The organism is Microcoleus sp. FACHB-1515 (assembly GCF_014696105.1).
Lineage (GTDB): Bacteria > Cyanobacteriota > Cyanobacteriia > Elainellales > Elainellaceae > JAAUTJ01.
Genome location: NZ_JACJPO010000028.1, coordinates 1 through 26,891, shown reverse-complemented (window position 1 = coordinate 26,891; position 26,891 = coordinate 1). Strand labels below are relative to the sequence as shown.

The 26,891-nt window shown below is 50.8% G+C and carries 26 protein-coding genes and 2 pseudogenes; 14 read left to right on the top strand and 14 right to left on the bottom strand.

The features are described 5' to 3' along the window. The first annotated feature begins 243 nt into the window (after positions 1-243). Complete coding sequence (locus tag H6F67_RS10080) at positions 244-2,493, top strand: RNA-binding domain-containing protein (RefSeq protein WP_190765907.1); 2,250 nt, start codon at positions 244-246, stop codon at positions 2,491-2,493. Positions 2,494-2,500: 7 nt separating this feature from the next. Here the strand turns inward: H6F67_RS10080 and H6F67_RS10075 are convergent, their stop codons facing one another. From H6F67_RS10075 to H6F67_RS10065, 3 genes are all read right to left on the bottom strand, one after another. Beyond that, positions 2,501-3,295, bottom strand: coding sequence for a Uma2 family endonuclease (locus H6F67_RS10075; protein WP_190765905.1), 795 nt, complete (start codon positions 3,293-3,295; stop codon positions 2,501-2,503). A gap of 69 nt (positions 3,296-3,364) precedes the next feature. Next, positions 3,365-3,973 carry a site-specific integrase gene (locus H6F67_RS10070; protein WP_190765903.1) on the bottom strand — a complete coding sequence of 203 codons (609 nt, stop codon included), beginning with the start codon at positions 3,971-3,973 and terminating at the stop codon, positions 3,365-3,367. Positions 3,974-4,300: 327 nt separating this feature from the next. Then, the gene (locus H6F67_RS10065; protein WP_206753903.1) at positions 4,301-4,675 is read right to left on the bottom strand and encodes a hypothetical protein; all 375 of its coding nucleotides are present in this window, start codon (positions 4,673-4,675) and stop codon (positions 4,301-4,303) included. A gap of 348 nt (positions 4,676-5,023) precedes the next feature. On the opposite strand from H6F67_RS10065, the gene nikA reads away from it, so the two are divergent. From nikA to H6F67_RS10030, 7 genes are all read left to right on the top strand, one after another. Then, on the top strand, positions 5,024-6,610 hold the full coding sequence (gene nikA / locus H6F67_RS10060) for a nickel ABC transporter substrate-binding protein (RefSeq protein WP_190765900.1): 1,587 nt from the start codon (positions 5,024-5,026) through the stop codon (positions 6,608-6,610). A 10-nt stretch (positions 6,611-6,620) separates the two neighbouring features. Continuing rightward, positions 6,621-7,571 (top strand): nickel ABC transporter permease, encoded by a 951-nt coding sequence (nikB, locus tag H6F67_RS10055; protein WP_190765898.1) that lies wholly within the window; start codon positions 6,621-6,623, stop codon positions 7,569-7,571. A 15-nt stretch (positions 7,572-7,586) separates the two neighbouring features. Further along, positions 7,587-8,459: a nickel/cobalt ABC transporter permease gene (opp1C, locus tag H6F67_RS10050; RefSeq protein ID WP_190765896.1), complete on the top strand. Its 873-nt coding sequence runs from the start codon at positions 7,587-7,589 to the stop codon at positions 8,457-8,459. 7 nt (positions 8,460-8,466) lie between these two features. Then, complete coding sequence (locus H6F67_RS10045; protein ID WP_190765894.1) at positions 8,467-9,264, top strand: ABC transporter ATP-binding protein; 798 nt, start codon at positions 8,467-8,469, stop codon at positions 9,262-9,264. A 3-nt stretch (positions 9,265-9,267) separates the two neighbouring features. Beyond that, positions 9,268-10,101 carry a dipeptide/oligopeptide/nickel ABC transporter ATP-binding protein gene (locus H6F67_RS10040; protein WP_190765892.1) on the top strand — a complete coding sequence of 278 codons (834 nt, stop codon included), beginning with the start codon at positions 9,268-9,270 and terminating at the stop codon, positions 10,099-10,101. A gap of 5 nt (positions 10,102-10,106) precedes the next feature. Next, positions 10,107-10,895: a trans-aconitate 2-methyltransferase gene (locus tag H6F67_RS10035; RefSeq protein ID WP_190765890.1), complete on the top strand. Its 789-nt coding sequence runs from the start codon at positions 10,107-10,109 to the stop codon at positions 10,893-10,895. Positions 10,896-11,153: 258 nt separating this feature from the next. Further along, a complete protein-coding gene (locus H6F67_RS10030; protein ID WP_199304341.1) occupies positions 11,154-11,423 on the top strand; it encodes a pentapeptide repeat-containing protein in 270 nt (89 codons plus the stop codon). A 56-nt stretch (positions 11,424-11,479) separates the two neighbouring features. On the opposite strand, the gene H6F67_RS10025 is transcribed toward H6F67_RS10030, so the two are convergent. Next, entirely contained in the window at positions 11,480-13,372 is a 1,893-nt protein-coding gene (locus H6F67_RS10025; protein WP_190765888.1) for a heavy metal translocating P-type ATPase, read from the bottom strand. 60 nt (positions 13,373-13,432) lie between these two features. Between H6F67_RS10025 and H6F67_RS10020 the strand changes: the two genes are divergently transcribed. Both H6F67_RS10020 and H6F67_RS10015 read left to right on the top strand, forming a co-directional pair. Beyond that, positions 13,433-14,515, top strand: a complete 1,083-nt coding sequence (locus H6F67_RS10020; protein WP_190765886.1) for a precorrin-8X methylmutase — start codon at positions 13,433-13,435, stop codon at positions 14,513-14,515. A gap of 146 nt (positions 14,516-14,661) precedes the next feature. Then, on the top strand, positions 14,662-15,441 hold the full coding sequence (locus H6F67_RS10015; RefSeq protein WP_190765884.1) for an ankyrin repeat domain-containing protein: 780 nt from the start codon (positions 14,662-14,664) through the stop codon (positions 15,439-15,441). Positions 15,442-15,861: 420 nt separating this feature from the next. On the opposite strand, the gene H6F67_RS10010 is transcribed toward H6F67_RS10015, so the two are convergent. Genes H6F67_RS10010 through H6F67_RS27655 form a run of 3 tightly spaced genes read right to left on the bottom strand, consistent with a single transcriptional unit; the run spans position 15,862 to position 17,947 of the window. Next, positions 15,862-16,902, bottom strand: a complete 1,041-nt coding sequence (locus tag H6F67_RS10010; protein ID WP_190765882.1) for a WD40 repeat domain-containing protein — start codon at positions 16,900-16,902, stop codon at positions 15,862-15,864. Continuing rightward, positions 16,899-17,870, bottom strand: coding sequence for a GTP-binding protein (locus H6F67_RS10005; RefSeq protein WP_190765880.1), 972 nt, complete (start codon positions 17,868-17,870; stop codon positions 16,899-16,901). Before H6F67_RS10005 ends, H6F67_RS10010 begins: the two co-directional genes overlap by 4 nt. Next, positions 17,867-17,947 (bottom strand): hypothetical protein, encoded by an 81-nt coding sequence (locus tag H6F67_RS27655; RefSeq protein ID WP_242020583.1) that lies wholly within the window; start codon positions 17,945-17,947, stop codon positions 17,867-17,869. Before H6F67_RS27655 ends, H6F67_RS10005 begins: the two co-directional genes overlap by 4 nt. A gap of 219 nt (positions 17,948-18,166) precedes the next feature. Here H6F67_RS27655 and H6F67_RS09995 point away from each other — a divergent pair, with 219 nt between their 5' ends. Then, positions 18,167-19,450 carry an FAD/NAD(P)-binding protein gene (locus tag H6F67_RS09995; protein WP_190765878.1) on the top strand — a complete coding sequence of 428 codons (1,284 nt, stop codon included), beginning with the start codon at positions 18,167-18,169 and terminating at the stop codon, positions 19,448-19,450. 440 nt (positions 19,451-19,890) lie between these two features. Here the strand turns inward: H6F67_RS09995 and H6F67_RS28485 are convergent, their stop codons facing one another. Both H6F67_RS28485 and H6F67_RS27650 read right to left on the bottom strand, forming a co-directional pair. Beyond that, positions 19,891-20,067: an IS1 family transposase gene (locus H6F67_RS28485; RefSeq protein WP_396797823.1), complete on the bottom strand. Its 177-nt coding sequence runs from the start codon at positions 20,065-20,067 to the stop codon at positions 19,891-19,893. A gap of 44 nt (positions 20,068-20,111) precedes the next feature. Continuing rightward, the gene (locus tag H6F67_RS27650; RefSeq protein WP_313926798.1) at positions 20,112-20,393 is read right to left on the bottom strand and encodes a Uma2 family endonuclease; all 282 of its coding nucleotides are present in this window, start codon (positions 20,391-20,393) and stop codon (positions 20,112-20,114) included. A gap of 659 nt (positions 20,394-21,052) precedes the next feature. Here H6F67_RS27650 and H6F67_RS09980 point away from each other — a divergent pair. Further along, positions 21,053-21,514, top strand: a pseudogene (locus H6F67_RS09980) (pPIWI_RE module domain-containing protein); the annotation flags it as partial. A 238-nt stretch (positions 21,515-21,752) separates the two neighbouring features. On the opposite strand, the pseudogene H6F67_RS09975 reads toward H6F67_RS09980, so the two are convergent. Continuing rightward, positions 21,753-22,209 (bottom strand): annotated as a pseudogene (locus tag H6F67_RS09975) (IS701 family transposase); the annotation flags it as partial. Between the two features lie 88 nt (positions 22,210-22,297). On the opposite strand from H6F67_RS09975, the gene H6F67_RS09970 reads away from it, so the two are divergent. Further along, entirely contained in the window at positions 22,298-23,086 is a 789-nt protein-coding gene (locus H6F67_RS09970) for a carbonic anhydrase (RefSeq protein ID WP_190765875.1), read from the top strand. Between the two features lie 58 nt (positions 23,087-23,144). On the opposite strand, the gene H6F67_RS09965 is transcribed toward H6F67_RS09970, so the two are convergent. Then, complete coding sequence (locus tag H6F67_RS09965) at positions 23,145-23,768, bottom strand: alpha/beta hydrolase (protein WP_190765872.1); 624 nt, start codon at positions 23,766-23,768, stop codon at positions 23,145-23,147. Between the two features lie 14 nt (positions 23,769-23,782). Continuing rightward, the gene (locus tag H6F67_RS09960) at positions 23,783-24,562 is read right to left on the bottom strand and encodes an alpha/beta hydrolase (RefSeq protein WP_190765870.1); all 780 of its coding nucleotides are present in this window, start codon (positions 24,560-24,562) and stop codon (positions 23,783-23,785) included. A gap of 213 nt (positions 24,563-24,775) precedes the next feature. On the opposite strand from H6F67_RS09960, the gene H6F67_RS09955 reads away from it, so the two are divergent. Continuing rightward, on the top strand, positions 24,776-25,540 hold the full coding sequence (locus H6F67_RS09955) for an MBL fold metallo-hydrolase (RefSeq protein WP_190765868.1): 765 nt from the start codon (positions 24,776-24,778) through the stop codon (positions 25,538-25,540). Between the two features lie 49 nt (positions 25,541-25,589). Here H6F67_RS09955 and H6F67_RS09950 read toward each other — a convergent pair whose 3' ends face one another. Further along, complete coding sequence (locus H6F67_RS09950) at positions 25,590-25,784, bottom strand: immunity 17 family protein (protein ID WP_190765866.1); 195 nt, start codon at positions 25,782-25,784, stop codon at positions 25,590-25,592. A 126-nt stretch (positions 25,785-25,910) separates the two neighbouring features. Then, complete coding sequence (locus H6F67_RS09945; RefSeq protein WP_190765864.1) at positions 25,911-26,690, bottom strand: pentapeptide repeat-containing protein; 780 nt, start codon at positions 26,688-26,690, stop codon at positions 25,911-25,913. Positions 26,691-26,891 lie beyond the last annotated feature (201 nt).

The window sequence follows — 26,891 nt, the reverse complement described above, 5'->3', positions numbered from 1 at the left end:
GGATTTGAACTGGGCGCTATGCTGCTTGCGTTTGTTTTGGCTCATAAACCACTCCTAGCATGGGTTGGAAGCGTGTAGCTTATTCACCTGTCCAGTTTTAGGGTTCCACCTCAGAGTATTCTACCTTCTGATGCAGCAAACAGTTATCGATCGATTCTCGCTCAGAAAAACCGCAGCGTTGATCTCTATAAACAGCACTCATTTCAACGAGGCGAAATTGACGGTACAGAACAGGACAGCCGCTTGCAGTTTCTACGCGACGACATTGATCGAGTCAACCGTGAATCACAAGAGAAGCTCAATCAACTGCTGCTGAATGAATTTAGCGTCAAGCTGGGTATCAAATACGAAGAAGCGCAGCTAGCCGGAAGACCGAAAAAGCGCTTGCTCAATGCTGCTGATATTGAAGCGCTGAAGCCGTTCCACTGGGGCTATCATTTCGATCGCGTCCTCGATCGAGGTGGTTTTGACGCAATCATCACCAACCCACCTTGGGAAGTTTTTAAGCCACAAGCGAAAGAGTTCTTTCTACAGTTTAGTGACTTGATCAACAAGAAAAAGATGGATCTGCAAGATTTTGAAAGGGAGCAAGAAGAAATTCTGAAGGATACAGAGATTGCTAGTGCTTGGTTGAAATATCAAAGTTATTATCCATACTCTAGCTCTTATTACCGTCTGTCAATTGATTACGCAAATCAAACTCCAATCATTAATGGTAGGAGAATTGGAACAGACATCAATTTCTATAAGCTATTCCTAGAGAGGTGCTTTAGGCTAATGCGCTCCGGTGGAGAATGTGGAATTGTTGTCCCGAGCGGGATTTATACTGATTTGGGTACACAAAGATTAAGAAGAATGCTTTTTGAGCAATCTCAGGTGACAGGTTTATTCTGCTTTGAGAATCGAAGAGGAATTTTTGAGGATGTTCATAGAAGCTATAAATTCATTATCCTCACTTTTGAGAAGGGAGGTAGAACGGAAAGTTTTCCTGCTGCTTTCATGCGCCGTGAAGTCAACGATTTAGAAAAATTTCCCACTTACAACAGTGTTGATATAAGCGTAGAAGCCATTCAAAGAATTGCTCCTAATTCTTTGTCAATTCTAGAATTTAAGTCGCAGCAAGATATTGATATTACAGAAAAAATGTCTCAGCATCCTCCACTTGCAAGCACTCACACAGGATGGCAGTTTGAAATTTATGGTGAAGAATTGCACATGAATCGTTCGCGTAGATTTTTTAGAAATATTGAAACTAGATGTCCTTTGTATGAAGGTGGAATGATTTGGCAATTCAACCACCAGTATTCAACTCCAACTTACTGGATTGAGGAGTCTGAACTACGCAAAGCTTTTTTAGCTAAACGTGCTAAGAGAATTAAGTTCTCCGATGAAGTTCCTGATAATATCAGGAATGATTATGAAGTATATAGGTTGGCTATACGTAAAATTGCTTCTAATACAAATGAAAGGACATTGATAGCTTCTCTTATCCCTCCTTTTTCCTTTGCAGGTAATTCACTCTCTGTAAACTTTCCATTCTTTCATGACGAGGAAAATTACAATACATTAAGACTTTCCGATGCAGAATTGATAGTCCTTGCATCGTTGTTGAACAGTTTTGTTGTTGATTACAGTCTCCGACTTCGCATGACAACGAACTTGAACAGTTTTTATCTATATCAACTACCAGTTCCACGTTTGATAGAAGGAGATCCGTATTTTAGCGAAATTGTAGAACGGGCGGCAAAGCTGATTTGTACAACGCCTGAATTTGATGAACTTGCGGCAGAAGTGGAGTTAGGTTCTCATGCGGACGGTGTGACGGATGAAGTCGATCGCGCCAAACTTCGTGCCGAACTTGACGGCATGATCGCCCATCTTTACGGACTAACCGAAGACGAATTTCAGCATATTTTGAGTACCTTTCCGATCGTTCCCATCAAAACTAAAGAAGCGGCGATCGAAGCTTACCGTGCCTTTGCTCCGCTGGTGGGCGATCGAGAAATTCTTGACCTGATCGCCGCCAAAGATGAAAACCACCAGCTTGAATTCAAATCGACTGCCCGCTGGGATCTAGTTGAAAACAAGAAAAATGTGGCAATGGAAGAAGCTGTGATGAAAACCGTTGCAGCTTTTCTCAACTCTGTAGGCGGCACACTACTGATTGGTGTAGCAGATGATGGCAGCATTGTTGGTCTTCAGCCCGACTACCAAGCCATCAAACCAAAAAATCGAGATGCCTATGAGCGCTGGCTCACTACTTTTTTGCTCACAGCAGTTGGCAAAGATCTTGCGCCCTACATTCATGTCCGCTTTGCGATCGTAGACACCAAAGAAGTTTGTCAGGTGACAGTCGATCGATCGCCCCGTCCCGTCTACGTCAATTTCCAGAACAAAGAAACCTTCTTCATTCGCACAGGCAATCAAACCATCAAGCTTGAAAACCCTAGCGAAATCATGCGCTACACCAGTACGCAGTGGTCAAACCCCTAGAAAGCCTCTACTGCAACGCTTCTAGATCGATGCCAAGTGCCGCTAGCTGTTCGGGCGTGAGCGATCGCAATTTCTCCGCTAACTGCTGCCGCTTCAGGCGTTCTTGGTCAAGCTCTTCTAACGCTTGTTCCTTTGCCTGCCGCTCCAGTTCCGCCGTCTCCTGCCCCGTCAGCAACAGATTTCCCTGCAAATCCCACCAGCGCAACCAGGGCAGGTCAGCATTTTTATAGGTTCCTTGCCAGATGCCAAGTTCAATCTGCATCGGCAGAACTTCGTAGTGGCCGCGATCGTTCGTCGGTAAAAGCTCAAAGTGGTTTTCGACATAACGATAAACCTCTACACTGGCTTTGCTCACCTCATAGATGCCGTAGAATGCAGGGCGAATCACCTGCTCATAAATCCAGAACTTACCCGTCCAGGGCGTTTTGTCTCGCTCCTCAGAACCATCTCCCGAAGCAAATTCCAAAATTAGCAACGGCGCAATCAATTCACGCCACAGCACATACGATCGCCGCATCTCGCCATTGAGCAGCGGCGGCACATTCGGCACATAAAACCAGTCGGGTGCTTCGGCTCCGCGCTCTGGCGGATCGCTCATGCGCCAGTAAATGCCACTGTCTTGCCCCACACAAAACTGCCCGTCCGGATGCAAGCCTTCCAACACAGACCAAATCGATTCTGTCAGTAAAATGCTCTGGGGATGCTCCTGAAAATTTTTCACAAACGTACCGTCTGACTCTGGCAGTTGCGTGTGGTCTGGAAACTGGGGCGGCAAAGAGAGGGAAGTCAGGCTTTCAGTCATACGCTTCGGGTTGCTGACGGTGACTACATTTCTTATTGTCTGCGATCGACCGCTAAACTGCTCAGCCTGCTAAAAAGTTAATGCCGCGCCCGAAGGCGGCGAAGCCATCGCCTGCTCCACCTGCTGCTCAGACACCTCCAAGTATTTTTGCAGCGCTTGCAAACTGCGATGCCCGGAAATCTCCTGAATCACCCGCAGCGGCACACCCGCCGAACTCATCTGCGTCAGGGCAGTCCTGCGAAACGAGTGCGGACTGACTCCGACTAACCCGACTCGATCGCAGGCCGATCGTGGCGTCCCGGAACGGGATCGCAAAATCGCATCTGCCGATCGCGAGTTGAGATGCCCCCGGCCATGCCGCCCCGCAAACAAATACTTCTGCCCCGTCTGCTCCCGATAAACTGCCAAATAGTGCTTGAGCTTTTGACTGGTGGCAATCTGGCGCGTCTCCTGCTTACCCTTCGTGTTCTGCTTGCGAATTGTGATCTTGGCTCTCACTCCCGTTGCATCGTAAGCATCCGAAGCCAACATCGTACACGCCTCGTTAATCCGACAGCCCGTAAAAAAGCAAATGCCAATCAGGGCGCAATCGCGATCGGCCTGCAATCCCACCTCAAACAGTTCAGCAATCTCGCGTTGTGACAGTACCTTGGCTTGCCCGTGTCGATCGACCTTCATTTTTCCTGCTCGAAGCTACATGAACAAAGTTCATTTTCGTCATGTACAACAGTCAAAGCATTGATATGCCGTCGCCTACAACTGGTTCAGGAACTTTATGTGCCGCTTCTTGCGAATGAACTCTACTTATTGAAAGTAAACAGAAATGAATTGCTTGGTGAGCGATCGAGGCAATGGTTGACGGCTTAGTGGAAAGTTGTGATGGTGGCTCACTCATTGGTGTGGTTTCAACTGTTTTTGGTTGCTATTTTCTGTACTCTGGAACGACCGAATTACTCCGATGAAACAGTTATAACTTCCTCAACGATCGGCAACGAATAGTGATTCTTATCGACTCAGCATTCGGATAATTTCGTCATTGAGTTCTCGAAAAACATAGCGTGGACTCACCTCATCAAGCATTTCAACAATCCGCTTTGGCTGCGCGACTGTGAGTTCTTTGTTGCCCGTCAGCGACTCTAGCTTGACCTTCAGCACATAGTCTCGGATCTCGTCTACAGAGGCTTGGTTAGCAACCATGTCGGCAACGATTTTGCTCGACTTTGCAAATTGAATGAAATCTTTATTCAACAGTTCGTAGGATAGCTCGCCCTTTTTGTTGGTGTAGGCTTTGACGATCGCTTCATACTCGGCACTATCAACGGTCGCCAATTCTTCCGGTGACGCTTCATCCGCGTCAGCTACGTTACCACTGAGTTTCACAGATCCCTGTCGAGAATAGGGCATACCCGACGTGAGTTCGATCGCCCCTTGAAAGGACTCAGGCGGAAACGTTTCGAGATTGGTATTTGCAGACGGTTCAGGAGTTCCTGGATTCGAGATAAATTGCTTTATCCTTAAAGACCTTTAATATCGCAGATTTGAATGCTAGGGAGTTAAGAAATAATAAGCTTTTGGAAGTAGCTTGGATGCCTCCCCCCTGGATTGTTGAATCTTTGCTCTCAATGCTAATGTTCATTGCTTGGAGATTATTTTGTTAAATTGCTGAGCTTTGTAATGAACTGCTTGAGTTCTTGGCGATCGTCTCTCATATCTGATTAAAGGGGTTGCATGAAAAATCTTTTTAGAGCTTTACTTGGCTTCACTGCTGCATTATTGATTGTCCTACCCAGTTGCGCTCAACCTCAAGATGAAACTCAAACATCCAAACAAATTGTTTTCTCCTGGGCACAAGATGTCGGTCCGCTCAATCCGCACCTGTATGGCCCCAGTCAGATGTTCGCTCAGGACTTGATCTATGAGCCGTTAGTGAATTACGGTCGTGGAGGCGAAATATTACCAGGGCTGGCTGAACGGTGGGAGGTGTCAGCAGACGGAAAGTTACTCACATTTCAATTGCGTCAGGGCGTTCAGTTTTCCGATGGCACGCCGTTCAATGCGGCAGCAGCAAAAGCAAATTTTGAACAGATTTTGAGCAATCGCGAAGAGCATAAGTGGCTCGGACTTGTTGAAGAGATGGATCAAGTGGAGGCAGAAGGCGAAAATACGCTCAAGATTTCGCTCAAGCAGCCATATTACCCAGCCTTGCAAGAGTTAACGCTGATTCGCCCCGTTCGGTTTCTTTCACCCAAAGCGTTTCCAGATTCAGGCACAACGGCTGACGGCATTAAAGCTCCGATCGGTACAGGTCCTTGGGTGTTAGCGGATTACAATAAGGATAGTCTTGCTGTCTTTAAGCGCAATGAGAACTATTGGGGCGATAAACCCAAAGTAGAGCAAGTGACCGTCAAGATTATTCCCGACGGAGAAACCCGCGCATTAGCCTTTGAGAATCAAGAGATTGATTTGATTTATGGCAGCGGCTTAATTAGTTTGGATACGTTCAAACGATTGCAAGAATCGGGCGAGTATGAGGCAGGCGTTTCGCAGCCCTTGTATACCAGAGCGATCGCAATTAACTCTGGTCGTGGCGCAACTCAAGACTTGCAGGTGCGGCAAGCGATTCAACATGCGTTCAATAAAGATGCGGTGATTGAAGCCGTGTTGTACAACACGGAACCCCGCGCTGATACCTATTTCTCGAATGAGGTTCCCTACGCAAACATTGGGCTTCAACCTTATGCCTATGATGTAGAACGCGCTAAAACATTACTAGACCAAGCAGGATGGCGACAGCAGGGGCAGGGGATTCGGCAGAAAGACAGGCAACCCCTCACGCTGGAATTGGCCTTCAGCGCGACGAACGATGTCGATAAAGCCGTTGCTGAGGCACTTCAGGCGGATTTCAAAACCGTTGGGATTGATCTCAAGCTTCTGGGTGAAGAAGAACAAGCTTGGCTCGATCGACAAACGAGCGGCGAGTTTGATTTGATCTTCAACGACACCTGGGGACCGCCTTATGAACCTCAAGCCATGATGTCGTCGATGCGATCGCCTTCCCATGCAGATTATGCGGCACAGTCGGGACTTTCGATGAAAGCGGAGATCGATCGCAAAATCGGTGAGGTTCTAGTCAGCACGAACGAAACAACGCGACAGCAGCTTTATCGGGATATCCTGACTACGCTGCACGAGCAAGCCGTTTATCTACCGATTTCTTATTCCACCAACCTTGCCGTTTATCAGAAGAACCTGAGTGGATTTGAATTTATGCCGCAGGCCAATCAGGTTCCTTTGACCAAGCTCAGCAAGGGATAGGGAACAGCAAATGCAGCGATACATTGTCAGGCGAATCCTGCAATTAATTCCGGTGCTTTTGGGAATTTCGCTGTTCACCTTTCTGCTGATGCAGCTTATGCCCAGCGATCCCGCGATCGTCGTTTTGCGGGTCAATACGATTCCCATCACGGATGCGGCGATCGCGGCGATGCGAGAGAAACTGGGACTCGATCGCCCCTTGCCGATTCAGTATTTGAACTGGCTGTGGAATGTTCTGCATCTTGACTTTGGAAATTCTTACATCAGCGATGAGCCTGTGCTTGGAGAAATTCTGCATTATGCTCCGGTTACGTTAAAGCTTACCCTGTTCACTGCCCTGCTGATTTTGCTGATCGCGCTGCCTTTGGGGGTTCTGTCTGCCCTTTATCAGGACAGCATTCTCGATCACATCAGCCGCATTTTTGCGTATACCGGAGCTGCTGTTCCAAGTTTCTGGCTGGGCTTTTTGCTAATTTATCTGTTCAGCCTCAAGCTCAATTTGTTTCCCGTAACCGGATCAGGAACGCTCGCTCATTTCGTGCTGCCCGCCCTAACGCTCGCTTGGGGTCCTGCCGCAATTTGTACAAGGCTTCTCCGCAGCAGTATGTTGGACAGCCTCAGCCAGAACTATGTGCTGTATGCCCGTGCCAGAGGACTGTTTGAGCGCAGGGTCATCAGTCAGCACGTATTCAAGAACGCCCTGCTGCCCGTCGTGACCTTCTTTGGCTTAAGCTTTGCTCACCTGCTTTCTGGTGCAGTGATTGTGGAAAATGTGTTTGCCTTACCGGGAATCGGGCGCTATGTGGTGAAAGCAATTCTGAGTCGTGATTATCCCGTGATTCAATGCTTTGTTTGTCTCAGTGCCTTTCTATTTGTGTCCATCAACTTGATTGTTGATCTCGCCTACGGTTATCTAGACCCCCGGATTCGTTTGGGTGGGGGAGATGAATCGGTTCAATAAGCAAACGCGATCGCGATGACTATTTTTCAACGCCTCCTGAATCACAAGCTGGCCTGGATTGGCATCGGCATCATTGCCTGCGTTGCCCTTGCCGCGATCTTCGCCCCCTGGATTGCGCCCAATGATCCCTTGCAGGTTGACTTATTGCGAAAGCTGCAATCTCCCAGCCCTGCTTTTCCTCTAGGAACCGACCACTTGGGACGGTGCATTCTCTCACGCTTAATTTATGGAGCGCGAATCTCGCTCTCCGTTGCCGTTGCTGCGATGATTCTGGGTGTCACTCTGGGGATGCTAGCAGGCATGACTGCGGGCTATTTTGGCGGCAGGGTGGATGCCTTACTGATGCGTTTGTGCGACATTTTGTTAGCGTTTCCTCAGCTTATTCTGTCGCTGGCGATCGTTGGCATTTTGGGAGCCGGAACCTTCAACATTATCCTGGCGCTCGCGACCGCGCAGTGGGCTTGGTATGCCCGAATTATGCGGGGTAAAGTTTTGCGGATCAAAGAGAGCAACTTTGTGAAAGCGGCGATCGTGTCGGGAACGCGATCGGTTCCCTTAATGCTGAAACACGTTCTTCCTCATGCTATTTCTGAAGTTATCGTTCTAGCTTCGCTCGACTTGGGCGTCACCATTTTGCAAATTTCGGGACTGTCATTTTTGGGACTTGGCATTCAACCGCCCACGCCGGAGTGGGGAGCCATGATCAATGACGGTCGAGAATTCTTTCGACGCGAACCGGGTGTAATGCTTTATCCCGGCATGATGATTTTCATCACCGTACTGGCATTTAATCTGGTGGGTGATGCGTTGCGCGACGCGCTTGATCCCAGAAGCAGCCAGCGCGTGAGGCAGGAGGATCTTGAGTCTAAACTTCAGCATCAGGTGTAGTTGCTTTATGCGAGTTGAACCGATTCTCACAGTGAAGAATCTACAGGTTGAATTTCAGAGCAAGACGGGCAGCCAGACTGCTGTGCGCGGCGTTAGCTTCCAACTCAAACCGGGCAGCGTGCTGGGAATTGTGGGCGAAAGTGGCTCTGGTAAAAGCGCAACCTGTTTATCAATCCTGGGACTTTTAGGCAGAGAAGCACGAGTTTCAGGCAGTATTCAGCTTCTGGGGCAGGAACTGACGCAGCTTCCGCCCGAAGCAATGCGAAAGATTCGAGGCAAAGAAATCAGCATGATTATGCAAAACCCCATCAGCTTCTTTGACTCGATCGCCACGATCGGCAAGCATTTTGTCAAAACTCTGCAATCACATCAGGCTCTCACTCAATCGGAAGCACAGCAGATTGCGATCGAACACTTATCAGCAGTGGGATTGAAGAATGCAAAATCACTACTCAATCAATTTCCATTTCAACTGAGCGGGGGGATGTTGCAGCGGGTGATGATCGCGATCGCCCTCTCGCTCAAACCCAAACTGCTGATCGCGGATGAACCCACAACTGCCCTCGATGTGCTGACTCAGGTGCAAATTCTCAAGCTGATTGCCCAGTTGCAACAGCAGCACGACATGGCGATTCTCCTGGTTACTCACGACTTGGGCGTGATTGCTCAACTGGCAGACGAAGTGGCCGTGATGTATGAAGGACAATTCATCGAGCAGTCAACCGTTACCGCCTTGTTTGATCATCCGCAACACGCCTACACGCGATCGCTTTTAGCCTCTCGTCCTGCCGCAATCAGACGTTAAACTATGGAATTGCTCTCTGTTCGCAATGCCTCAAAAACCTATACTCTGATTCAGGGTTGGCAGGGTAAGCGGCGTATTTCTGCCCTGAAGAATGTCTCCCTCACCATTGAACCAGGGCGTTGTCTGGGGCTTGTGGGAGAAAGCGGTTCCGGAAAAAGCACGCTGGGGCGAGTCATCCTGGGACTAGAACAGCTTGATGCTGGCGAGGTTTGGTTTCAAGGTAAAGACATCGCTCGATCGAAAGGCAAGGAATTGAAAGCGCTGCGCCGTGATTTGCAGGTTGTCTTTCAAGACAGCTTTAGCGCCGTGAATCCGCAACTGAAGGCGGGCGAGATTATTGCTGAACCCATCAACAACTACCTGCATTCTTCTGTTGCTGAAACGAAACGCAGGGTTGCTCAACTGTTAGAAACAGTCGGTTTAACGGCTGCGGATGCTGAGAAATACCCACATCAGTTCAGCGGTGGGCAGCTTCAGCGAATTGCGATTGCCAGGGCGATCGCCCTTCATCCCAAACTGATCGTTCTAGATGAACCTGTCGCCAGTTTAGACATGACCATTCAAGCTCAAATTCTAGATCTGCTGCTGTTTCTAAAGCAGGAGTTTAACCTCGGTTACTTATTTATTTCTCACGACTTGGCGGCGGTCACGTTAATTTCTGATGCATTAGCAGTGATGTATGAGGGAACGATCGTCGAGCATCTTGACGAGATTCACCGCATCCATGAACTACAACACCCTTACTCCGTTCGTTTAATGACATCGCGACTCCCAGCCCATCCCCGCGATCGCCGCTTCCTAAGTGATGATACTGTGGCTCAACCCTATATTTCTTAGAAATCATGACGGACAATCCTTCTTCCACACTGTCTTCTCCCTCGGTCAACTGGCAACACTGGCTAGAACGGTGGGATGCTCAACAAACAGGATACATTCCACATCGGGAAGAGCGGTTTCAAACCATGCTCGATGTCCTGGAGATTTTGCTGCCTGAGAATTTTGCTGCGATCGATCTCGCTTGCGGCCCCGGTGCGATCAGCCAACGACTGCTGAAGCGATTTCCGCACGCTCATTGTGTGGCGATCGATTATGATCCGGTGCTGCTGGCGATCGGCCAAGGCGTCCTGGGAAATATGGGCGATCGGCTGCGCTGGATCGAAGCGGATTTGACTCAGGATGCTTGGCTTAAACAAGTGGGTGAAATTCAAGTGGATGCCGTTTTAACGACGACCGCACTACACTGGCTTCCAATCGATCGATTGGTGCATCTTTATCAGAAACTGGGTCAAATCTTGCGTCCTGGCGGGGTTTTTCTAAATGGCGATCATCTCTATTTTCCACCCCATCTTGTTACGCTGCGACATGTGGCAAAAGCAGTGCAAACTCAGCAGGAAGAGCAGGCATTTTCGGTCAGACATCAGGAGGATTGGCAGCAGTGGTGGGAAGCGATCGAGCAGGAAGCTGAACTGAAAGCTTTGCTTGCAGAGAGACATCGACGCTTTCAACCACGATTTACGGAACATGAACCAACACTGGTGATTCATGAAGCGGCACTGCAAGAGGCAGGATTCCGAGAAGTTAGCACAATTTGGCAACGATTTGACGATCGAATTTTGCTGGCGGTGCGTTAATGATGAATTTCAATTATGGATGGGGCGGCAAAAAGTGGCATTGCTGAATCGAGGCATGAATTGCGAGGATACGATGGCTTGATCGCCTCCTAAATCTTCCACGCATGAGGAACTTTGAGACTGGCCTGATTTTGATTCATACCCGGTTTCAGCAACGCCCCGATTTGCACGAAACTGCCAGCTTATGCGCGGCATTTTCGCAATAATTTGAGTGCCAGCTTCATTGTTGCAAAGCACTATTCATGTGGAGGGAAAATCATGCAGTTTGCTGTTGTCGCTAGCACGATGGTTCTGTTGCTGGGCTTGGCTCCAGTGACTTCGGCCCAAACGCCAGAGAGTGAACAAGTTCGACAGTTACTCAACACCAACGCTTGTGTCGGCTGCGATCTGCGATCGGCCAATCTTCAGAACTTAGATTTGGGCAACGCCAATTTGCTTGAGACGGTATTAGACAGCGCTGACCTGACGGATGCCAATCAATGCAACACCCGCATTCCTAGCCGTCCTGCCTATCGTCAAGATTGTTGAACCCAGTGTCGCGTTTGACGGTGTTTGTCGGCGATCGATTTGGTGGGAGTGAGTCGTTAGCGTTTAAGCAATCGCAAACCGCTCAGCGTCACCAAAACTGTAGAGCCTTCATGTCCAACGACACCTAGCGGCAAAGTGATCTCACCTGCAAAGTTGGCAATCAGCAAAAGCACAATAAAGCCGATCGCAAACACAACGTTCTGCTTCACAATCCGCTGCGATCGTTGTCCCAGTTCGATCGCCGTTGCAATCTTGTCGAGGCGATCGTTCATTAACACGATGTCAGCCGTTTCAAGCGCCACATCGCTGCCAATTGCACCCATTGCAATTCCGACCGTTGCCTGAGCTAAAGCAGGTGCGTCATTGATACCATCCCCAACCATTGCTACCGTTTTATACTGCTTTTGCAGTTGTGAAATTAGATGCAGTTTATCTTCGGGCAGCAGTTGAGCATAGACGCGATCGACCCCAACCGCATGAGCCACACTATCAGCCGTGCGCTGATTGTCTCCCGTCAGCATCACCACCTCAATACCCAGATTTTTAAGTTGAGCGATCGCGTTTGCAGCTTCAGGGCGGACGCGATCGGCAATCGCAATCGCACCAATTGTTTGCTTTGCTTGTGCCACCCAAACAATTGTTTTTCCAGATTCTTCTAACAGATTTGCCTGCTCAACAAGCTCGATCGAGGGTGGGTTGGAATGCTGGCAAATAAACTCAAAATTGCCTGCAACCACAGCTTGATTCTGCCAGATTCCAACGATTCCCTGTCCCGGAGATGCCTGCACTTCGATCGCTCGCGCCCTGACAGAACCCTTTGCGGCTCGATTGATCGCGGCGGCGATCGGATGTTCGGAACTTGCCTCTAAAGCGGCGGCAATTTGTAAAACATCTGCTTCAGAATATTCGATCGCAGAAATCACGTTACAGACTTGCAGTTGCCCAGTTGTCAGCGTTCCAGTTTTGTCGAAAGCGATCGCCTTGACCTGACCCATTTTCTCTAGCTGTGCTCCATTTTTGAATAGGATTCCTTGCCTTGCACCGTTGGCGATTCCTGATAGCAGAGTGGGCATAATTGCTGCCATTAATGCACAGGGCGAAGCCACCACTAGAAAAATTAGAGCGCGATAGATCGTCACTTCCCAACTCCAGCCCAGCAGAACAGGAGGCAGTAGCGCCAGCAAAATTCCCGCAAATACAATCAGTCGTGCATAATTGCGCTCAAACCGCTCGATAAACTGCTGCGAGGGCGGTGCTTCCGTTTGTGCCTGTTTGACTAAACGAATCACGCGCTGAATCAAACTGCTTTCAGGCGGCTGATGCACTTCAAGCTGCAATGCACCGTGCCCGTTGAGTGTTCCGGCAAAGACTTCATCGCCAACTGTTTTTTCAACCGGAAATGATTCGCCTGTAATTGCAGCCTGATTCAGCGTACTCAAGCCTTCTACAATTAGCGCATCGGTGGGAATTAATTCGCCTGGTTTGACAAGAATTCGATCGCCCACTTGCAACTGCTCGATCGCCACCGCTTCCACTTTTCCATCCTGAATTACATTCGCAGTATCGGCCTTTAAGCTCATCAGAGCGCGAATACTGCGATCGGTACGATTCATTGCATATCCTTCTAGCGCACCGCTGATCGCAAAGATCAAAATTAGCACTGCGCCGTCAATAATTAGATGATATTCCTGTTGCCAGAAACCTAATCCTGCTGCGCCCAATGCTGCCACAATCATCAGTAGATCGACATCTAATTCTTTTTCTTGAATTAGCGTTGTCAATCCTTCGCGGGCGCTTTCGTAGCCGCCAATCACATAGGCCGCAGGTAGGATGAAAAGTGCAAGGGCGATCGCGTCAAAATGCAGTGCCATCCAGCCAAGCAGCAGCAGAATTCCGCAAAGCGCAGCCGTCGTTGCCTCAGAATTTGCCAGTCGAGTCAGTTGAATCATGAAGCGTCAGTAGAGCAGCTTCCTTACGCTAAACCTTGACATCAGTGTTAATGTCAAGGCATGGCACTGACGATTAAAGAACTCACTGACGCCGTTGGTACGGGAATCACGCCGCGCATGGTGCGCCACTATCACCAGCTTGGCCTGATGCCGCCACCGCCCCGATCGCCCGGAAACTACCGCCTGTATAGCGATCGTGATGTGCGGCGATTGCAGCGCATTGTCGCCTTAAAGCAGCAGGGCTTTCAGCTTTCTCACATTCAAAAAATGCTCGAAACCGAGCCGGAAGCTGAGCAAAACAGCTTGCTAGAGCAGCTTCAGCGGCAGTACCAGACAGTGATTCAGCAAATTGCTCAACTGCGGCAGACCGCATCGGCACTAGAAGGCTTGTTAGGACGCGATCGCCACTGTCAAACCACTCAGGCCGAAGTTTTGTCGCAACTGAAGCGGCTCGAAGCAGAAACGCAGCTCGAAAAATTCTGGAGCGGGCTGGATGCTCATGTTGATGCCCATCCCGAAGCGTTTGGGGAATCACTTCAGCGCTTGCTGCCCGATTGGGGCGATCGCTCAGAAGTTGAGATCGATTTGCTTTCTAAGCTGGTGCTGGCCTGCGGGGATATCAGTCTGGTGCAGTTTGTGCAGATTGGCAATCAGGCGTTGACTCGCAGTCGTGAAGCACTCAAGTCTGGCTGTGCGATCGCGGTTGATGTTGCGGCTGTCAATGCCGCGATCGATCACACTCGTCTCGCGCATCTCGGCTGTCACACTCAAGTTTTGATTGACAATCCGCATATCACCAGCGCGGCTGAGGCCGAACAAGCCTTTTGGCAAGATCACACTTGGAAAGACAAGCTGCGGCAGTTGCCGATCGATACTGTCTTGGTCGTCGGCTATGCGCCCTCGGTACTGTTGGCAGTCAATGAGGCGATCGGGCAAGGCAACCTTCAGCCCGCTCTCGTGATCGGAATGCCGATCGGCTTTAGTCATGCTCCCGCCGCGAAGCGAAAACTAATGCACTCTGACACGCCGTTTATCACCGTTACTGGCACAATGGGCGGCGGACTTCTGGCGGCGACTGCCTTCAATTCGCTGGTCGAATCGCTAATTGAAAAGCCCGACTGTCACTGCTATTTGGGCAAATAATCATTACCAGCCTTCAGTCGTAGTTCCAGAATCGGTTGAAGCAAATTTCAAAATCAGGTGTGCCGCTGATCAAACTGGAGGACAAGCAGGAACTGATACGGACACTTAGATTTCCAATGAACTTGACGCTCAGGTTCATTCGCAGTATGTCTCAAACAAGCCGACTAGTTTACGCGCTACGATTTCTGGTGATTCCAGTTTGGAGCATTTCTGCGTTTGTGTTGTGGCTGGGCATTCGCATTCTCCTTCTGGCTTGGCTGGCAATGCTACCCAAAGCCATTGCGAGTGTGGCGATCGTTCTGGTCAGTCACGTTGGAATTGTTGTTCTAATCTGTGCGGCAATTGGAGGAAGTAGTTTGCTGCTTTGGCAATGGCTCCCCACCAAGCTAGCCGCCGCTGTTGCCGTCCTACTTCCGGTGCTGCTGTGGATGAGTACTTTTACTTGGGGGCGGATCGACACGCAGGGAACAGACGCCTATGTGCTGGCTCCCGCTCAACGCGCAGACGTGCAAACCACCCGTGAACAACTGGTAATTAAGACGGCGCAGTATCAAATGAATTGGGAACTGCAAGCCTTGATCAAGCTTGGGACAGATGTGAATGCGCGTAATCCCAATGGACAGTCTGCGCTCTACTGGGCGAGAGATCCACAGCAGGTCAAGCCGCTGCTGCAAGCGGGTGCAATTCCGGATGCAGACAGCTTGCTACAGGCAGCGTTCTGGGGAAGAGTTGACACGATGAAGCTGTTGTTTGCCGCAACTGGTGATGATGGCGAAGCTCTGGTTGCACAAGTGGGGGATCAAGCTTTGGAGTATGCAACGAATGTGACGGCCAGTGGAGAACAAGACCGCACGCAGATCGTGCAACTGCTGGTGGCACGAGGGGCAAAACCCATTGCAGATTCGAGCAATGGCGATCGACAATAAGCGTGTCCTGAGTGGACAAAAGCAATTACCGCGTCTGTTGCAGTCTCACTTAAGGATTCTGCCCATCGTTGAGCAGGTTAACGGTTGCATCAATGCTCCAGGCCGATCGCGAAGCGAATTGCTCGCTGCTATCGTCAATGCAGATGTGCATCCTGCCGACACAGCGTTCGCGGCCAGAAGTGTCGTAGCAGCTTTGGGGAAAGCAGGGCGGGGAAAAGCACGTTAGGATGAATTGTTCTCGGCTTGGAAAAACTCGATCGTGGGAAAAATTAATTTGAAGAGATCAAGAATTAAATCCGCTTAAAGCACAAGAATTGCGATCGAGACAGCAGCAAGAATTCGCTAACTGTTTGGCACTTTTGATCAGGTTCAGGCGATCTTTACAATTGACGATTGCCGCGATCGCATCTCCACATCTTGTTAAGCCTGTCGTCCAAATCCTTGTCCTGTCTGCTGCCAAATGATTAACTCACCGCTACATCCACCCGCCGCCAGTTGCTGCCCGTGCGGATGCCAAGCCAGACCAGAAAAGCCATCGGGCGCATCGTTGAACGACTGCATCAGGCGGCCTTGCTGCCACAGTGCCAGCCAGCCATCTTCGGCAGCAGAAGCGAGCAGCAGCGTTTTCGGCTGAAAGGCGATCGCCTGCACGGTGCGATCGTGATTCGCCAAAGTATCGCTATTCCAGCCAATTCGCTCATCCGCATCGCGCTCCCACAGCACCACTGCCGCTCCGCTGGCCGATGCCAACAGCGGTGCTTTGCTGCGGGTGGAAATTTGCGACCACGCCAGCCGCCGCACTTTGCCCGGAAAGCCCTGCATCAGCCAGGGAGCCGGATTGCCCCATTCATTCAGCGCGATCGTATTGTCCAGATTGCCCTGCGCGATGTAGGTGCAGTCGGGCGACCAGGCGATCGCAATGGTGGCCGAGGCGGTTGCGATCGCGGTTGGCTCTTCATCCCAATCGTGAGCATTCCAGACCTGCCCGCCCTGATAGCCGCACAAAGCCAGAAATTTGCCGTCGCTGCGCCCGTCGAGATCCAAGACAGAGGAAGCTTCAAAACTGAGCGTTGCGGCCACAGCGTTCGCTTCGGCATCCCACACCTGAGCGTAGCGCCCTAAGCTGAACGCCAATTGGTTTTCCGTTGGACTCCAGGCGAGTCGATCAACCCACGATCGATTCTTCAGCGTCGCGATCGGTTGCGATTCGCCCAGTCGCCAAATTTTCACCTGTCCGTCCTGACCACCAACGGCGAGAAATTGACCGTCTGGTGAAAAGGCGAGGCAGTCGATCGATTGTCCTGCTGATGGCAAAGTGATCAGGCCACTGGGCGACCAAACGACAATTTCACCTGCCGCCGAACTTGCCGCTAGATGGCCTTGAACTGACCAAGCGATCGCCGTCACATAGTCAGACAAACTGCCGCGCCACTGCTGCCGAAATTCCGAATAGCGCTTCATACCAAACAAGCTCGAAAATCCGCTTTTAGCTTTGCTTCATCCAGATTGCGCCCAATGAAAACAAGTTCATTTTTGGGCGTTTCATTTTCTTTCCAGGGGCGATCGCGGCGTCCGTCAAACAGCATGTGAACGCCTTGAAACACAAAGCGATTTTCTTCACCTGCAATATTGAGAATGCCCTTCATCCGAAAGATATCTGCGCCTTGATTTCGCAACAGTTCACCAATCCATTCATTCAGCTTTCGGTTGTCGATCGCGCCCGATTCAACCAGAGCGATCGACCCGACTGTTTCATCATGTTCGTGAGCAGTTTCATTGAGGAACTCTGGATCGATCATCAGGGCGCGATCGAGGTCAAACGCTTGCACACCCAGAATTGCATTCATCTCAACTTGGGCATTACGAGTGCGATAAATTTTCGCCATTACGTTCATGCTGCGAATGCGCCGTTCAAGTTCTTCCAAATCTTTTGGGGCAACTAAATCCGTTTTGTTGAGCAAAATCACATCGGCAAAAGCAATCTGCTCTTGTGCTTCATCCGCGTCCCAATGCTGCGAAATATGCTTGGCATCAACGACCGTGACGACTGCATCCAGATTCGTTTGCGATCGCACATCTTCATCCATAAAAAAGGTTTGAATGACCGGAGCGGGATCGGCCAATCCAGTCGTTTCAATCACCAAATGATCAAACTTGTCTCGCCGCCGCATCAAATTTCCAATAATGCGAATCAGATCGCCGCGTACCGTACAGCAGATGCAGCCATTATTCATCTCAAAAATTTCTTCATCCGCATCGACTACAAGCTGATTGTCGATGCCAACTTCGCCAAACTCATTGACAATCACGGCCACCTTTTTGCCGTGTTCATGCGTGAGGATGCGATTGAGCAGCGTTGTCTTTCCGGCTCCGAGGTAGCCCGTCAACACGGTGACAGGCACAGATGCAGAGGTTTCAGCAGCCATCATAGCGTTAGCCTCCTAGAACGATAATCGTTATCATTATTAATATTGCCAAATTTATTCACCAGCACAGCAACTTTCAAATCCTGCCGATTGTTGAGAATGTGATTGAGCAGCGTCGTTCCAAAAATCCGGTGACGGGCATTCCCAACTTAGGAATTTGTCGATCGATTTCTGAGGGAAGCGCTTGCGTGGTCATGGTAGCCGCCTTTTCTGGATAGCGATCGCCTCTGAAGGATAGTTGCCTCGCATCCTAGCACGATTTTCTATAGAATGATAATCGTTCTCAAACAAATCGCTCCATGACGAATGTTTTGCCTGTGCCTGCCTCGATCGATCTGGCTGTGATCGGCGCAGGACCGCAAGCTTTGACCCTGGTGACGCACATTCTGCAAAAGCGGCGATCGATGCGGCAGCGGCTCCTCGTATTTGATCAGAGCGGACGCTGGATGCAGCAGTGGAACCGTCAGTTCGCCCAGCTTGAAATTCCGCATTTGCGATCGCCTGCTGTACATCATCCCGACCCTGACCCGTTTGCGCTGCGCCGTTTTGCCGAGTCGCGTCCTGCCGAACTGTTCGCGCCCTACGACTTGCCGGGAACTCGGCTTTTTCAAGAATTTTGTCAGCAGGTGATCGATCGCTGGCAGCTTCGCGATACCGTTCCCTCTGCGCTTCGCGATACCGTTCCGGGAGCGCTTCGCGATCGCGTTTATCCCGCTCACGTGACGCGAATTGAACCGATCGCAAACCGTCGATCGCGCTTTCGACTGTGGCTCGATGACGGGCATTCAATCATCGCTCGCCGAGTCGTGTTCGCCAACGGTGGCAGCAAACCTCAGCTTCCCAACTGGGTGTCGCAGATTTCCAACCATCCGATCAATCGCCTCGTGCACTCAGGACAAATTGATTTGCGATCGCTGCGGTTGGCGGGCAAGCAGGTGTTGATCGTCGGCGGTGGCTTGACGAGCGGACATCTGGCAGTTGGGGCGATCGATCGAGGCGCACGAGTTATTTTGATGTCGCGCCGCTGTTTGTACGAAAAGCAGTTTGACGCCGATCCGGGCTGGCTGGGACCAAAGTATCTCAAAGGCTTTCAGGCGGAATCTTGCTGGCAGACGCGCTACGCCATGATTCAGCAGGCACGCAATGGCGGTTCGATGACGCCTGCAATGATGACGCGATTGCGCCGCGCTCAGCATGATGGACGATTGGTGTTCTATGAACAGTGCCAGATTGCTAAGGCGCAATGGATTGGTCAGAGTTGGCGAGTGTGCTGTGATAATCATGCGGTTCACGAGTGCATCCACGCTGAGGCGATCGATCGCATCTGGCTGGCAACCGGATCAACGCTCGATATCAGCCAGCACTCGATGTTGAGCGAAGTGCAAGCCCGCTATCCGATCGAAGTGATCAACGGCCTGCCTGTGCTGGACAAGCATTTGCGCTGGCCGGGATGCGAACTGTTTGTGATGGGTGGATTTGCCGCGCTTCAGGTGGGACCGACTGCCCGCAATCTATACGGGGCAAGGCTGGCAAGCGATCGCATCACGCCCGCGATCGTCAAGTCCAGCTTAGCGATCAATTAACGTCTAATTGACATCAGCAAAAGCCACAAAAGCCTGATTTAGCTTGCTTTACGGTGAAGGAGCGATCGCCAAACCTAAATTTCACTTGAGAATGAGTTGCAACAACTGCTTCGGTCAGGTATGATGTTGGCAAAAGTAAGGCAATGCTGTTCTGATTGTTGCGATCGCCTCTTTGTTTTTGCTGTCACCATCCGTTGAAAAACTAGTTTCAAGCTAACTTTTAGAAGGTCAAAAAATGCCGATTTGTCCTTGCTGCTCTGACACGCTTTTGCGTCACATTCAACATACAAAGCTGTACTGGTATTGCCCAAGTTGCCGTCAGGAAATGCCGCCTTTCATCCAAGATGCTCAACTGCTTTGTCAGCGTCAGCAGCCTACAACTCTCGCTCTGAAATAACTCATGCTTAGCTCAATTCGATCGCCATTGCTGATGTCGGTAATCATGTAGAAGTAATGATTAATCTTGCAACTTGCATCGATTGGGCAATCGGCGCATTGGCTGGGTCTTCCACGAACTGCCGCCCGCACTCTCGACACTTAAAACGCTGCTTACCCGTATGGATGCGACCCTTTTTGACAGTTTGAGCAGAGGGACAAGTGGGACAAGAAGGTAGGATCGATAATCCATCACAAATCTGTTGCTAACCTAACATCATTACTTCTACATGACTACCAGTCCTTGAAGTACCGTAGAGTATTCAGTTTGTTGATACCGCTCATCCTGATGCAACTGGAATGCTAATACCCACCCACCTTCCATGTCTACGACCCAGTACTCCGGAATTCCCAAACCAGAATAAAGCTGCTTCTTCTCATCTAAATCAGTTGCTAGGGTAGTATCAAACACTTCACCGACTAAATCAGGCGATCGCCATTCATCTGAGTTAATCCGGCGTGGTTCTCCCTCACGCCACTGGGGATAATCTTTGCCGACGTAGATCACCTAATCTGGTGATGCAGCACGATGGTTGATCTTCTCAATTAAGCAGCCTCCATAGGATTTGAAAGGCTGCCCGATTTTACAAAACCAGATAAAAAATAAAATTGGGAAGAGGTCACTGATGCTAGCGTGATTGATCCCATATCAACAAGAAAATAGCCCTGATTAAAGAATAGTCGGACTCGTTCTAGGTTCGGATTATCTCGATACGATACATAGTCATCCCAGCTTGCAGGTTGCCAGCAGGGTGGATTCTCGTCAAACCTTGAGTTAACGGCTTTATGTGAGTATCTGGCAAATCATTGGGCGATTAGTACGAGGAAGAGTCCCTGCATACGTTTACTTCATCGATGCAAAGTTCGCGCCTCAGTCAGCCCAAGATTTACCAGACACAGAAACAACTTCTCTGCTAGTTGCCATCATTTCGGCACTCAAGCCTTATATCAGTGACACAAGCAGAAAAAAATACGAGAAACACCTTGCGCGATCGCTATTCGAAATTTTCTTCAAGTGCTTACAGGCTACAGACAAACTTAGATTCGCAAAGGATTTGAACGATGACCCTGATTAAGACTCTTCTTCCCGGAGCCTGGGAACTGAAACAAGATGTATCTCTTGATTTGTTTGCCCTTCATGTTCCAACCGCTTGAAGACAAGTTGCGAATACCCTTTGCCCAAAGGCGATCGCTCAGGGAAAAAGATATCAGTCTCTCCCGATTCGTTCTCTCGATTCTCTGCTTGCTGCAAGTTTTCCTAAAATTATTCATGCCGTTCGTCGAGGTGGGTGGCAGCGATCGGATCAACCCTGGTTACTGGCAACAGAACCGATGAGTCGTCTGGCAACTTCTGCTTTGCCATCTTTAATTAAGGACTGGCTAAGAGGGGAATTTCATGCGATCGGTAAATCAGAGCTTGAGACCAGTCTTGCCACACTGGATGATCAAGATTGGAATTGGGACACTGAACCTAGAAGCTATTTCCTGCTTCATCCCAATAATAAAGATGAAGAAAACCTTCTCTACAGCACAATTCCAAATTTTCTTGCTCAAGAATTTTTGCAGCAAACTCCCGTTGTTTCCTTCAACGGAAAATCTTTGAAATTCTACCTCCCAGTCTGCCCCTGATTAACCCAGAGAAAGATGGGATTGATCCTCATACATAGCTAGTAGCGGCACAAATGGCACAGCGATTCAGGCCACTAACAACTTCCCCTTGAACGTCCACTCAAATGGCTTTGCCATTGTGCAGTTGAAATAGTCACAGGACTTACGCAAGAATCATCTGGACGGACGGATGCTTGAGTTGTTCAATCAAGTAGTCCGACAACATTCCATGCTTGATTTGATAGCTGGTTTTGCCACTCAACACCGTTGCAAACGCTAAGTGCTTGCTGTAAACCATCCCGTCGAGCATTGCCGCAACATGATCAAGTTTGCTCTGCCCGTCACCCTCTGGGTCATAGAGTCGATAGTCAACGACCCAAAACTGCCCAGTTTCAGCATTGACATACACGCAACTCACTAGCCCAATGCCACGAAGGACACGATGTTCGTTGCCACTGGACTGGCGTCGGGTCAGCTCAATTGAGGCCGAATGTCGTTTGTCTAAGACGGTATCGTCAAACAGCACATAAGCGTTCTGGCAAGGTTGCAGCAGCGCTTTGACGTTGTCCCACAACAATCGCGAATTTCTCGCCGCGCCGGTAACGGTTGATGCGGTCGTGACTGATGCCCTCTAGAGGGTCGGCCAAATTCGTCACCGTGTAGTTAATGGGACTGCTCAGCAGGTACTGGCAGTAGTCCACTTTAGTGAAGCTCATTTCTCCAGTTTAAGATTTCTCCTGCGTAAGTCCTGGCTAAATAATGCTTCACTGGAAATGGGAAGGGCGATCGATTGTCAGGAGCGTTATGAAAAAGTTGATTCGCGGTCTGCGCGAATTTCAGACCGGATATTTTCCCCGCTATCACGATTTGTTTGAGCAGTTGGCACAGGGGCAAAAGCCGCGTGTGCTGTTCATCACCTGCTCGGACTCGCGAGTTGATCCAACGCTGATTACGCAGGCGCAAGTTGGCGATCTGTTTGTGATTCGCAATGCGGGCAATATTATTCCTCCGTATGGCGCGGCCAATGGTGGCGAAGGAGCCGCTGTTGAATACGCGATTCACGCTTTGGGAATTGAGCAGATCATCGTTTGCGGCCACTCCAACTGCGGCGCGATGAAAGGCTTGCTGCAACTGGGCAAATTGGAAGAAGAAATGCCTTTGGTGTATGACTGGCTCAGACATGCCGAAGCGACGCGCCGCTTGGTGAAGGAAAACTACAGCGATCGCCAAGGTGAAGAACTGCTGGAAATCACCACAGCCGAAAACGTGCTGACGCAAATTGAGAATTTGCAGACTTATCCGGTCGTCCACTCGCGGCTGTATCAAAACAAGCTGAAGATCTACGCCTGGATATTTCACATCGAAACGGGTGAGGTGCTGGCCTTCGACCCGACTCGGCATGAATTTATGCCGCCTTCCAGCCAAATTTCCGACTACTACCTGCCCGACGACGCAGAAGGATCGGGGGATGGTCACAGCGATCCGGCCTGCAATCTTCCCTATCACGGTGCGGCTCGCAGCCTGCTGTTTCCGACCACGCGGCTGTCTACCGAGCAGGCCGATCGCATCTATCGCGGTTCATCCCATCGCTAGCGCCTGTTGAAGCAGTGTGGAGGACTGAAGATTTGGCTCACTCAGTCCTCCCCTGCCTCTAACGAGGTTGCGGACGTGGCGAAGCGGGCGCATCACAGTCGCACACCAGCCCCGGCAGAATTTCTTCAACTGCCGCAACAATCACTTGAAGCCGCAAGCGTACATCTTCAACAACTTCACCGACATCTTGCGCCACCTGTGCCAGCCGAACACCATCCACATAAAGCTGCTGGGTCGGATAGTTTTGCAGAAATTCCAGCAGCGACACGCGATTATCTTCGCTCACCGACAGGACAAGCGCCGATCGCAACGCTTGAATGTTGGCGCGGCGCGAAGAAGTATGCACCACCTGCCCGACCTGGTAGAGCGCAAACTCTCCGGGCAGCGAATTGAGGGCACTATCAACAAAGCCGAGCCGCAGCCGCAAATCTTCATTCAAAATAGTGCGGAACACTTCCGGCTCAATGTTGGCGAGATTGAGATAGAAGCGCAGCCCCGAAGACAAACGACCCGTTTCCGCAAACTCGGTTAGTTCGGCAACCGAGATCGATCGATACAGCGATCCGTAGGTCAGCACAATTTGTTCTGCCGCCTGTGCGGGCGGAGCCTGACCGATCAGCAAAGCTGCGCCGATGCCAACTCCCAGAGCAATCAGGCGCGATCGAAGCTTGGAAAACTCCATGATGGCCTCCTGGATTACTCGGACGGGTTGGCGGCAGTTGCAAGCGCGGCGGCATTCGAGCAGGCTTGCAGGCGATCGATCGGAAGGCTGGACTGCGAATCGGATGCTGGCTCGGCTGGGGGCGCTTCGGTGGCGGTGGCGTCTTCGCATTCACACACCAAATCTTGCAGCAGCGATCGCACCGTTTCCAAGGCGGGTGCAATCCGCTCCACAAACGCGCTGACATCGCTGTAAACGCGCTCCGCCCCAGTCAGGTCAACCGTAACCGCCGTTTCAGGAAATTCTTGAACCAGTTCGAGCAGCGAGAAGCGGTCGTCATTTTCCAGAGCAGACAGCAGCGCAGTTCGCACCGGGGCATCGGTGTCCTGTCCGGTTCCGCTGGTGATCAGGCGATCGAGTTGCAGCACAACAAAATCGGCAATGCTGCCGCTCGATTGTCGCGCCAACTGCTCACGGAAGCTGCTGCCCAACGAAATTTGCTCGGTCAGCAAGTCCTGCGCGATGTCTAAAAGCTGAGGCCGCGCCTGCAAGAATGCGCCTAGGTCGCCTTCTACAACACCGCTGCTGGCAAACGCCTCAATTTCTGGAACGGTGACCGTCACCTGGTCAGCTTCAAATCGCAGCGTAATCGTTTCAGCCGCAGTTGCCGGAGCCGCCATCGCGCCCAAACCTGCTAGCAAACTTGCTGTCCACAGTCCCGATCGCCCCATTTTCTTCAGCCACTCGATCGATCGCATCGCCGTTCTCCTCCACACGAGTAACAAAAATTCGCCGCCAGCCTCTCGCTGCATCATGCTAAAGCAAGAAATATATGGCTTAAAATCTGCTTTTATCACCTTCGCCAGAGAAATTTCGTCCCTCCTAGGAGAGGGAGATGGCTAGATTGTGACGAACGGGCAAAACCATTTCGGTGAAAGCGCTGAAGCCACAGGGGAACTTCGATCGCTTGTCGCATCGTCGTTTCGCTGTAAGCTGAAATGCATTGCAGCAAGAACGGTTGAGGAGATATGAAGCGGCGACAGTTGATTCGGTATATGGCGAGCAGCGTGGGCACGGCGATCGGGCTGGGCATCGTGCAGAAGTTGCCTGTGCAGGCGCAAACCAGCGGCGTGACGGTGCGATCGCTCGGCCACATGTGTTTTCAGTTTACGGGGGACGGTCGCCGCATTTTGGTCAATCCCTTTCGTCCGATCGGCTGCACAGCAGGCTATCGCGCTCCGAATGTGGCAACCGATCTGGTAATGATCAGCAGCTTTTTGTTTGACGAAGGCTTCACCGACGAGATTCCCGGCAATCCGCGCATCTTGTCCGAACCGGGAATCTACCAGTTCACGGGAATGCAGGTGCAGGGCATCGAAATGGCGCACGATCGCAACCAGGGTCGCCAGTTTGGAACCAACGTGGCATGGCGCTGGAATCAAGCAGGCCTGAATATTTTGCACTTGGGCGGAGCGGCAGCTCCGATCACGGTCGAACAGCGGATTCTGATGGGTCGCCCGGATGTCCTGTTGATTCCCGTCGGCGGCGGCGCAAAAGCCTACAATCCGACCGAGGCGGTGGAAGCGATTCGCGGACTCAATCCTCGCATCGTCATTCCGACGCAGTACCGCACTCAGGCCGCAGACGCGAACGCCTGCGACATCCAGCCGATCGAAGACTTCCTCAACCTGCTTCCCGACACGCCCGTTCAGCGATTGGGTGACTCAGTGACGTTTACGCGATCGAACTTGCCAGAAAATACGGTGATTCGCGTCCTGAGCTATCAGTTTTAGGCTGTCGCGATATTTGGTGTAGCGCGATCGCTTTGCAATACCGAGCGTCCTACATCTGAAGGGCAAATAGGGCGATCGCGGTGCCCAAGATGATGTAGAAAATTCGAGCGCCCTTGCGTCCCAAAAGCTTGACGAAAATCCAGGCGCGGCGATGATTCATGAACCAGTCCCAATCTTGAATTGCACCAACGATCGTAAAAAGACCCGCAGCCCCAATAAGCAACTGCATCAAAACAGGTTCCATCGGTTTTTCTAGCAACAACTTCGCTCAGAGTACCGATCGCAACATGGCTGCAAAAACGGCTGAATCACCGAGTTTCGGCAGACTCAACCTTTATAAAAATCAGTAGTCTACCGGAAACAAAATCGTCTAGAACGGCAGCAGGAAGCGAACGGCCAAACTCGCCAAACCGCTGAGGAAGCCGAGGAAATTTCCGCCACCGCCGCGTCGGGGTCGTTCGTTGGCGGCTTCTTGGGCAGCTTGGACGCCTTCAGTGAAGCGGGTTGCCATCTGGTGGCCTTGCTCGTTGTTTTGGGCGAGGTAGTATTCGTTGGCGAGTTGTGCATCGGCGATCGCTCCGGTCATGTCGCGCAGACGTAAACGGGAGGCGGCACGTGCAAGATAGGCGTGAGCAAAATCAGATTTGAGCGCGATCGCCTGGTTGTAGTAGGAAATTGCTCCGTTGGAGTTGCCGCGCTGGTCTTCCATCAGTCCCCAGCGGTAGTAGTCCTCGGCGCTGACATATTGGGCTGGAATATCGATCGCGCCCATCAGCACCGCGCCTTGCAAATTCGCGCCTTCCAGATTAATCCCCGACACATAGGCATCGCGGATATCCGCCCCGCTCAAGTTTGCACCGCGCAAATCTGCCCCAATCAAGTTCGCACCGTAAAGCACTGCGCCCGCCAAATTTGCACCCTGCAAGTTCGCACCGCTTAGGTTGGCGTGTGTCAAGTTGGCCTGCACCAAATTCGCGCCGCTCAAGTCGGCTCCCTGCAAATTGGCATACACCAGTCCAGCACGAGTCAACTGACAGCCGGAGCATTGCCGAGTGGAAATAAGCTGCTGCACCTGCTGGAGGTCTTCGGCATGGGCAGGAGCGGCAACCAGAGCGCCAGCAAGGGCAACGACAAGAAATTTAGATTTCATGGCAAGAGGGCGATCGAATGACCAAACAGTTTAACCGACAATGTGGCAGTTGGCAGATTTTATTGTGCAGAAGACAGCAAGATTTGTGCTAGTGCAGGATTAAGAGACTTGTTTTGCGAGTGGCTCTAGCAATGTGCAGCCAAAGTAATCACAGATGCGCCGCTTGAGTTCCTGGGCACTCAAAGTTTGATGCGGTTCGAT

What these genes read in the sequence shown, in the direction of transcription:
- H6F67_RS09965 (WP_190765872.1), bottom strand. Translation starts at nt 23,768, where the DNA reads ATGGAGTTTTCCAAGCTTCGATCGCGCCTGATTGCTCTGGGAGTTGGC.
- H6F67_RS09945 (WP_190765864.1), bottom strand. Translation starts at nt 26,690, where the DNA reads ATGAAATCTAAATTTCTTGTCGTTGCCCTTGCTGGCGCTCTGGTTGCC.
- H6F67_RS10010 (WP_190765882.1), bottom strand. Translation starts at nt 16,902, where the DNA reads ATGAAGCGCTATTCGGAATTTCGGCAGCAGTGGCGCGGCAGTTTGTCT.
- H6F67_RS09955 (WP_190765868.1), top strand. Translation starts at nt 24,776, where the DNA reads ATGAAGCGGCGACAGTTGATTCGGTATATGGCGAGCAGCGTGGGCACG.
- H6F67_RS10030 (WP_199304341.1), top strand. Translation starts at nt 11,154, where the DNA reads ATGCAGTTTGCTGTTGTCGCTAGCACGATGGTTCTGTTGCTGGGCTTG.
- nikB (WP_190765898.1), top strand. Translation starts at nt 6,621, where the DNA reads ATGCAGCGATACATTGTCAGGCGAATCCTGCAATTAATTCCGGTGCTT.
- H6F67_RS09960 (WP_190765870.1), bottom strand. Translation starts at nt 24,562, where the DNA reads ATGATGCAGCGAGAGGCTGGCGGCGAATTTTTGTTACTCGTGTGGAGG.
- H6F67_RS10075 (WP_190765905.1), bottom strand. Translation starts at nt 3,295, where the DNA reads ATGACTGAAAGCCTGACTTCCCTCTCTTTGCCGCCCCAGTTTCCAGAC.
- H6F67_RS10005 (WP_190765880.1), bottom strand. Translation starts at nt 17,870, where the DNA reads ATGATGGCTGCTGAAACCTCTGCATCTGTGCCTGTCACCGTGTTGACG.
- H6F67_RS09995 (WP_190765878.1), top strand. Translation starts at nt 18,167, where the DNA reads ATGACGAATGTTTTGCCTGTGCCTGCCTCGATCGATCTGGCTGTGATC.
- nikA (WP_190765900.1), top strand. Translation starts at nt 5,024, where the DNA reads ATGAAAAATCTTTTTAGAGCTTTACTTGGCTTCACTGCTGCATTATTG.
- H6F67_RS10025 (WP_190765888.1), bottom strand. Translation starts at nt 13,372, where the DNA reads ATGATTCAACTGACTCGACTGGCAAATTCTGAGGCAACGACGGCTGCG.
- H6F67_RS10035 (WP_190765890.1), top strand. Translation starts at nt 10,107, where the DNA reads ATGACGGACAATCCTTCTTCCACACTGTCTTCTCCCTCGGTCAACTGG.
- H6F67_RS09950 (WP_190765866.1), bottom strand. Translation starts at nt 25,784, where the DNA reads ATGGAACCTGTTTTGATGCAGTTGCTTATTGGGGCTGCGGGTCTTTTT.
- H6F67_RS10040 (WP_190765892.1), top strand. Translation starts at nt 9,268, where the DNA reads ATGGAATTGCTCTCTGTTCGCAATGCCTCAAAAACCTATACTCTGATT.
- H6F67_RS10015 (WP_190765884.1), top strand. Translation starts at nt 14,662, where the DNA reads ATGTCTCAAACAAGCCGACTAGTTTACGCGCTACGATTTCTGGTGATT.
- opp1C (WP_190765896.1), top strand. Translation starts at nt 7,587, where the DNA reads ATGACTATTTTTCAACGCCTCCTGAATCACAAGCTGGCCTGGATTGGC.
- H6F67_RS10045 (WP_190765894.1), top strand. Translation starts at nt 8,467, where the DNA reads ATGCGAGTTGAACCGATTCTCACAGTGAAGAATCTACAGGTTGAATTT.
- H6F67_RS10070 (WP_190765903.1), bottom strand. Translation starts at nt 3,973, where the DNA reads ATGAAGGTCGATCGACACGGGCAAGCCAAGGTACTGTCACAACGCGAG.
- H6F67_RS09970 (WP_190765875.1), top strand. Translation starts at nt 22,298, where the DNA reads ATGAAAAAGTTGATTCGCGGTCTGCGCGAATTTCAGACCGGATATTTT.
- H6F67_RS10020 (WP_190765886.1), top strand. Translation starts at nt 13,433, where the DNA reads ATGGCACTGACGATTAAAGAACTCACTGACGCCGTTGGTACGGGAATC.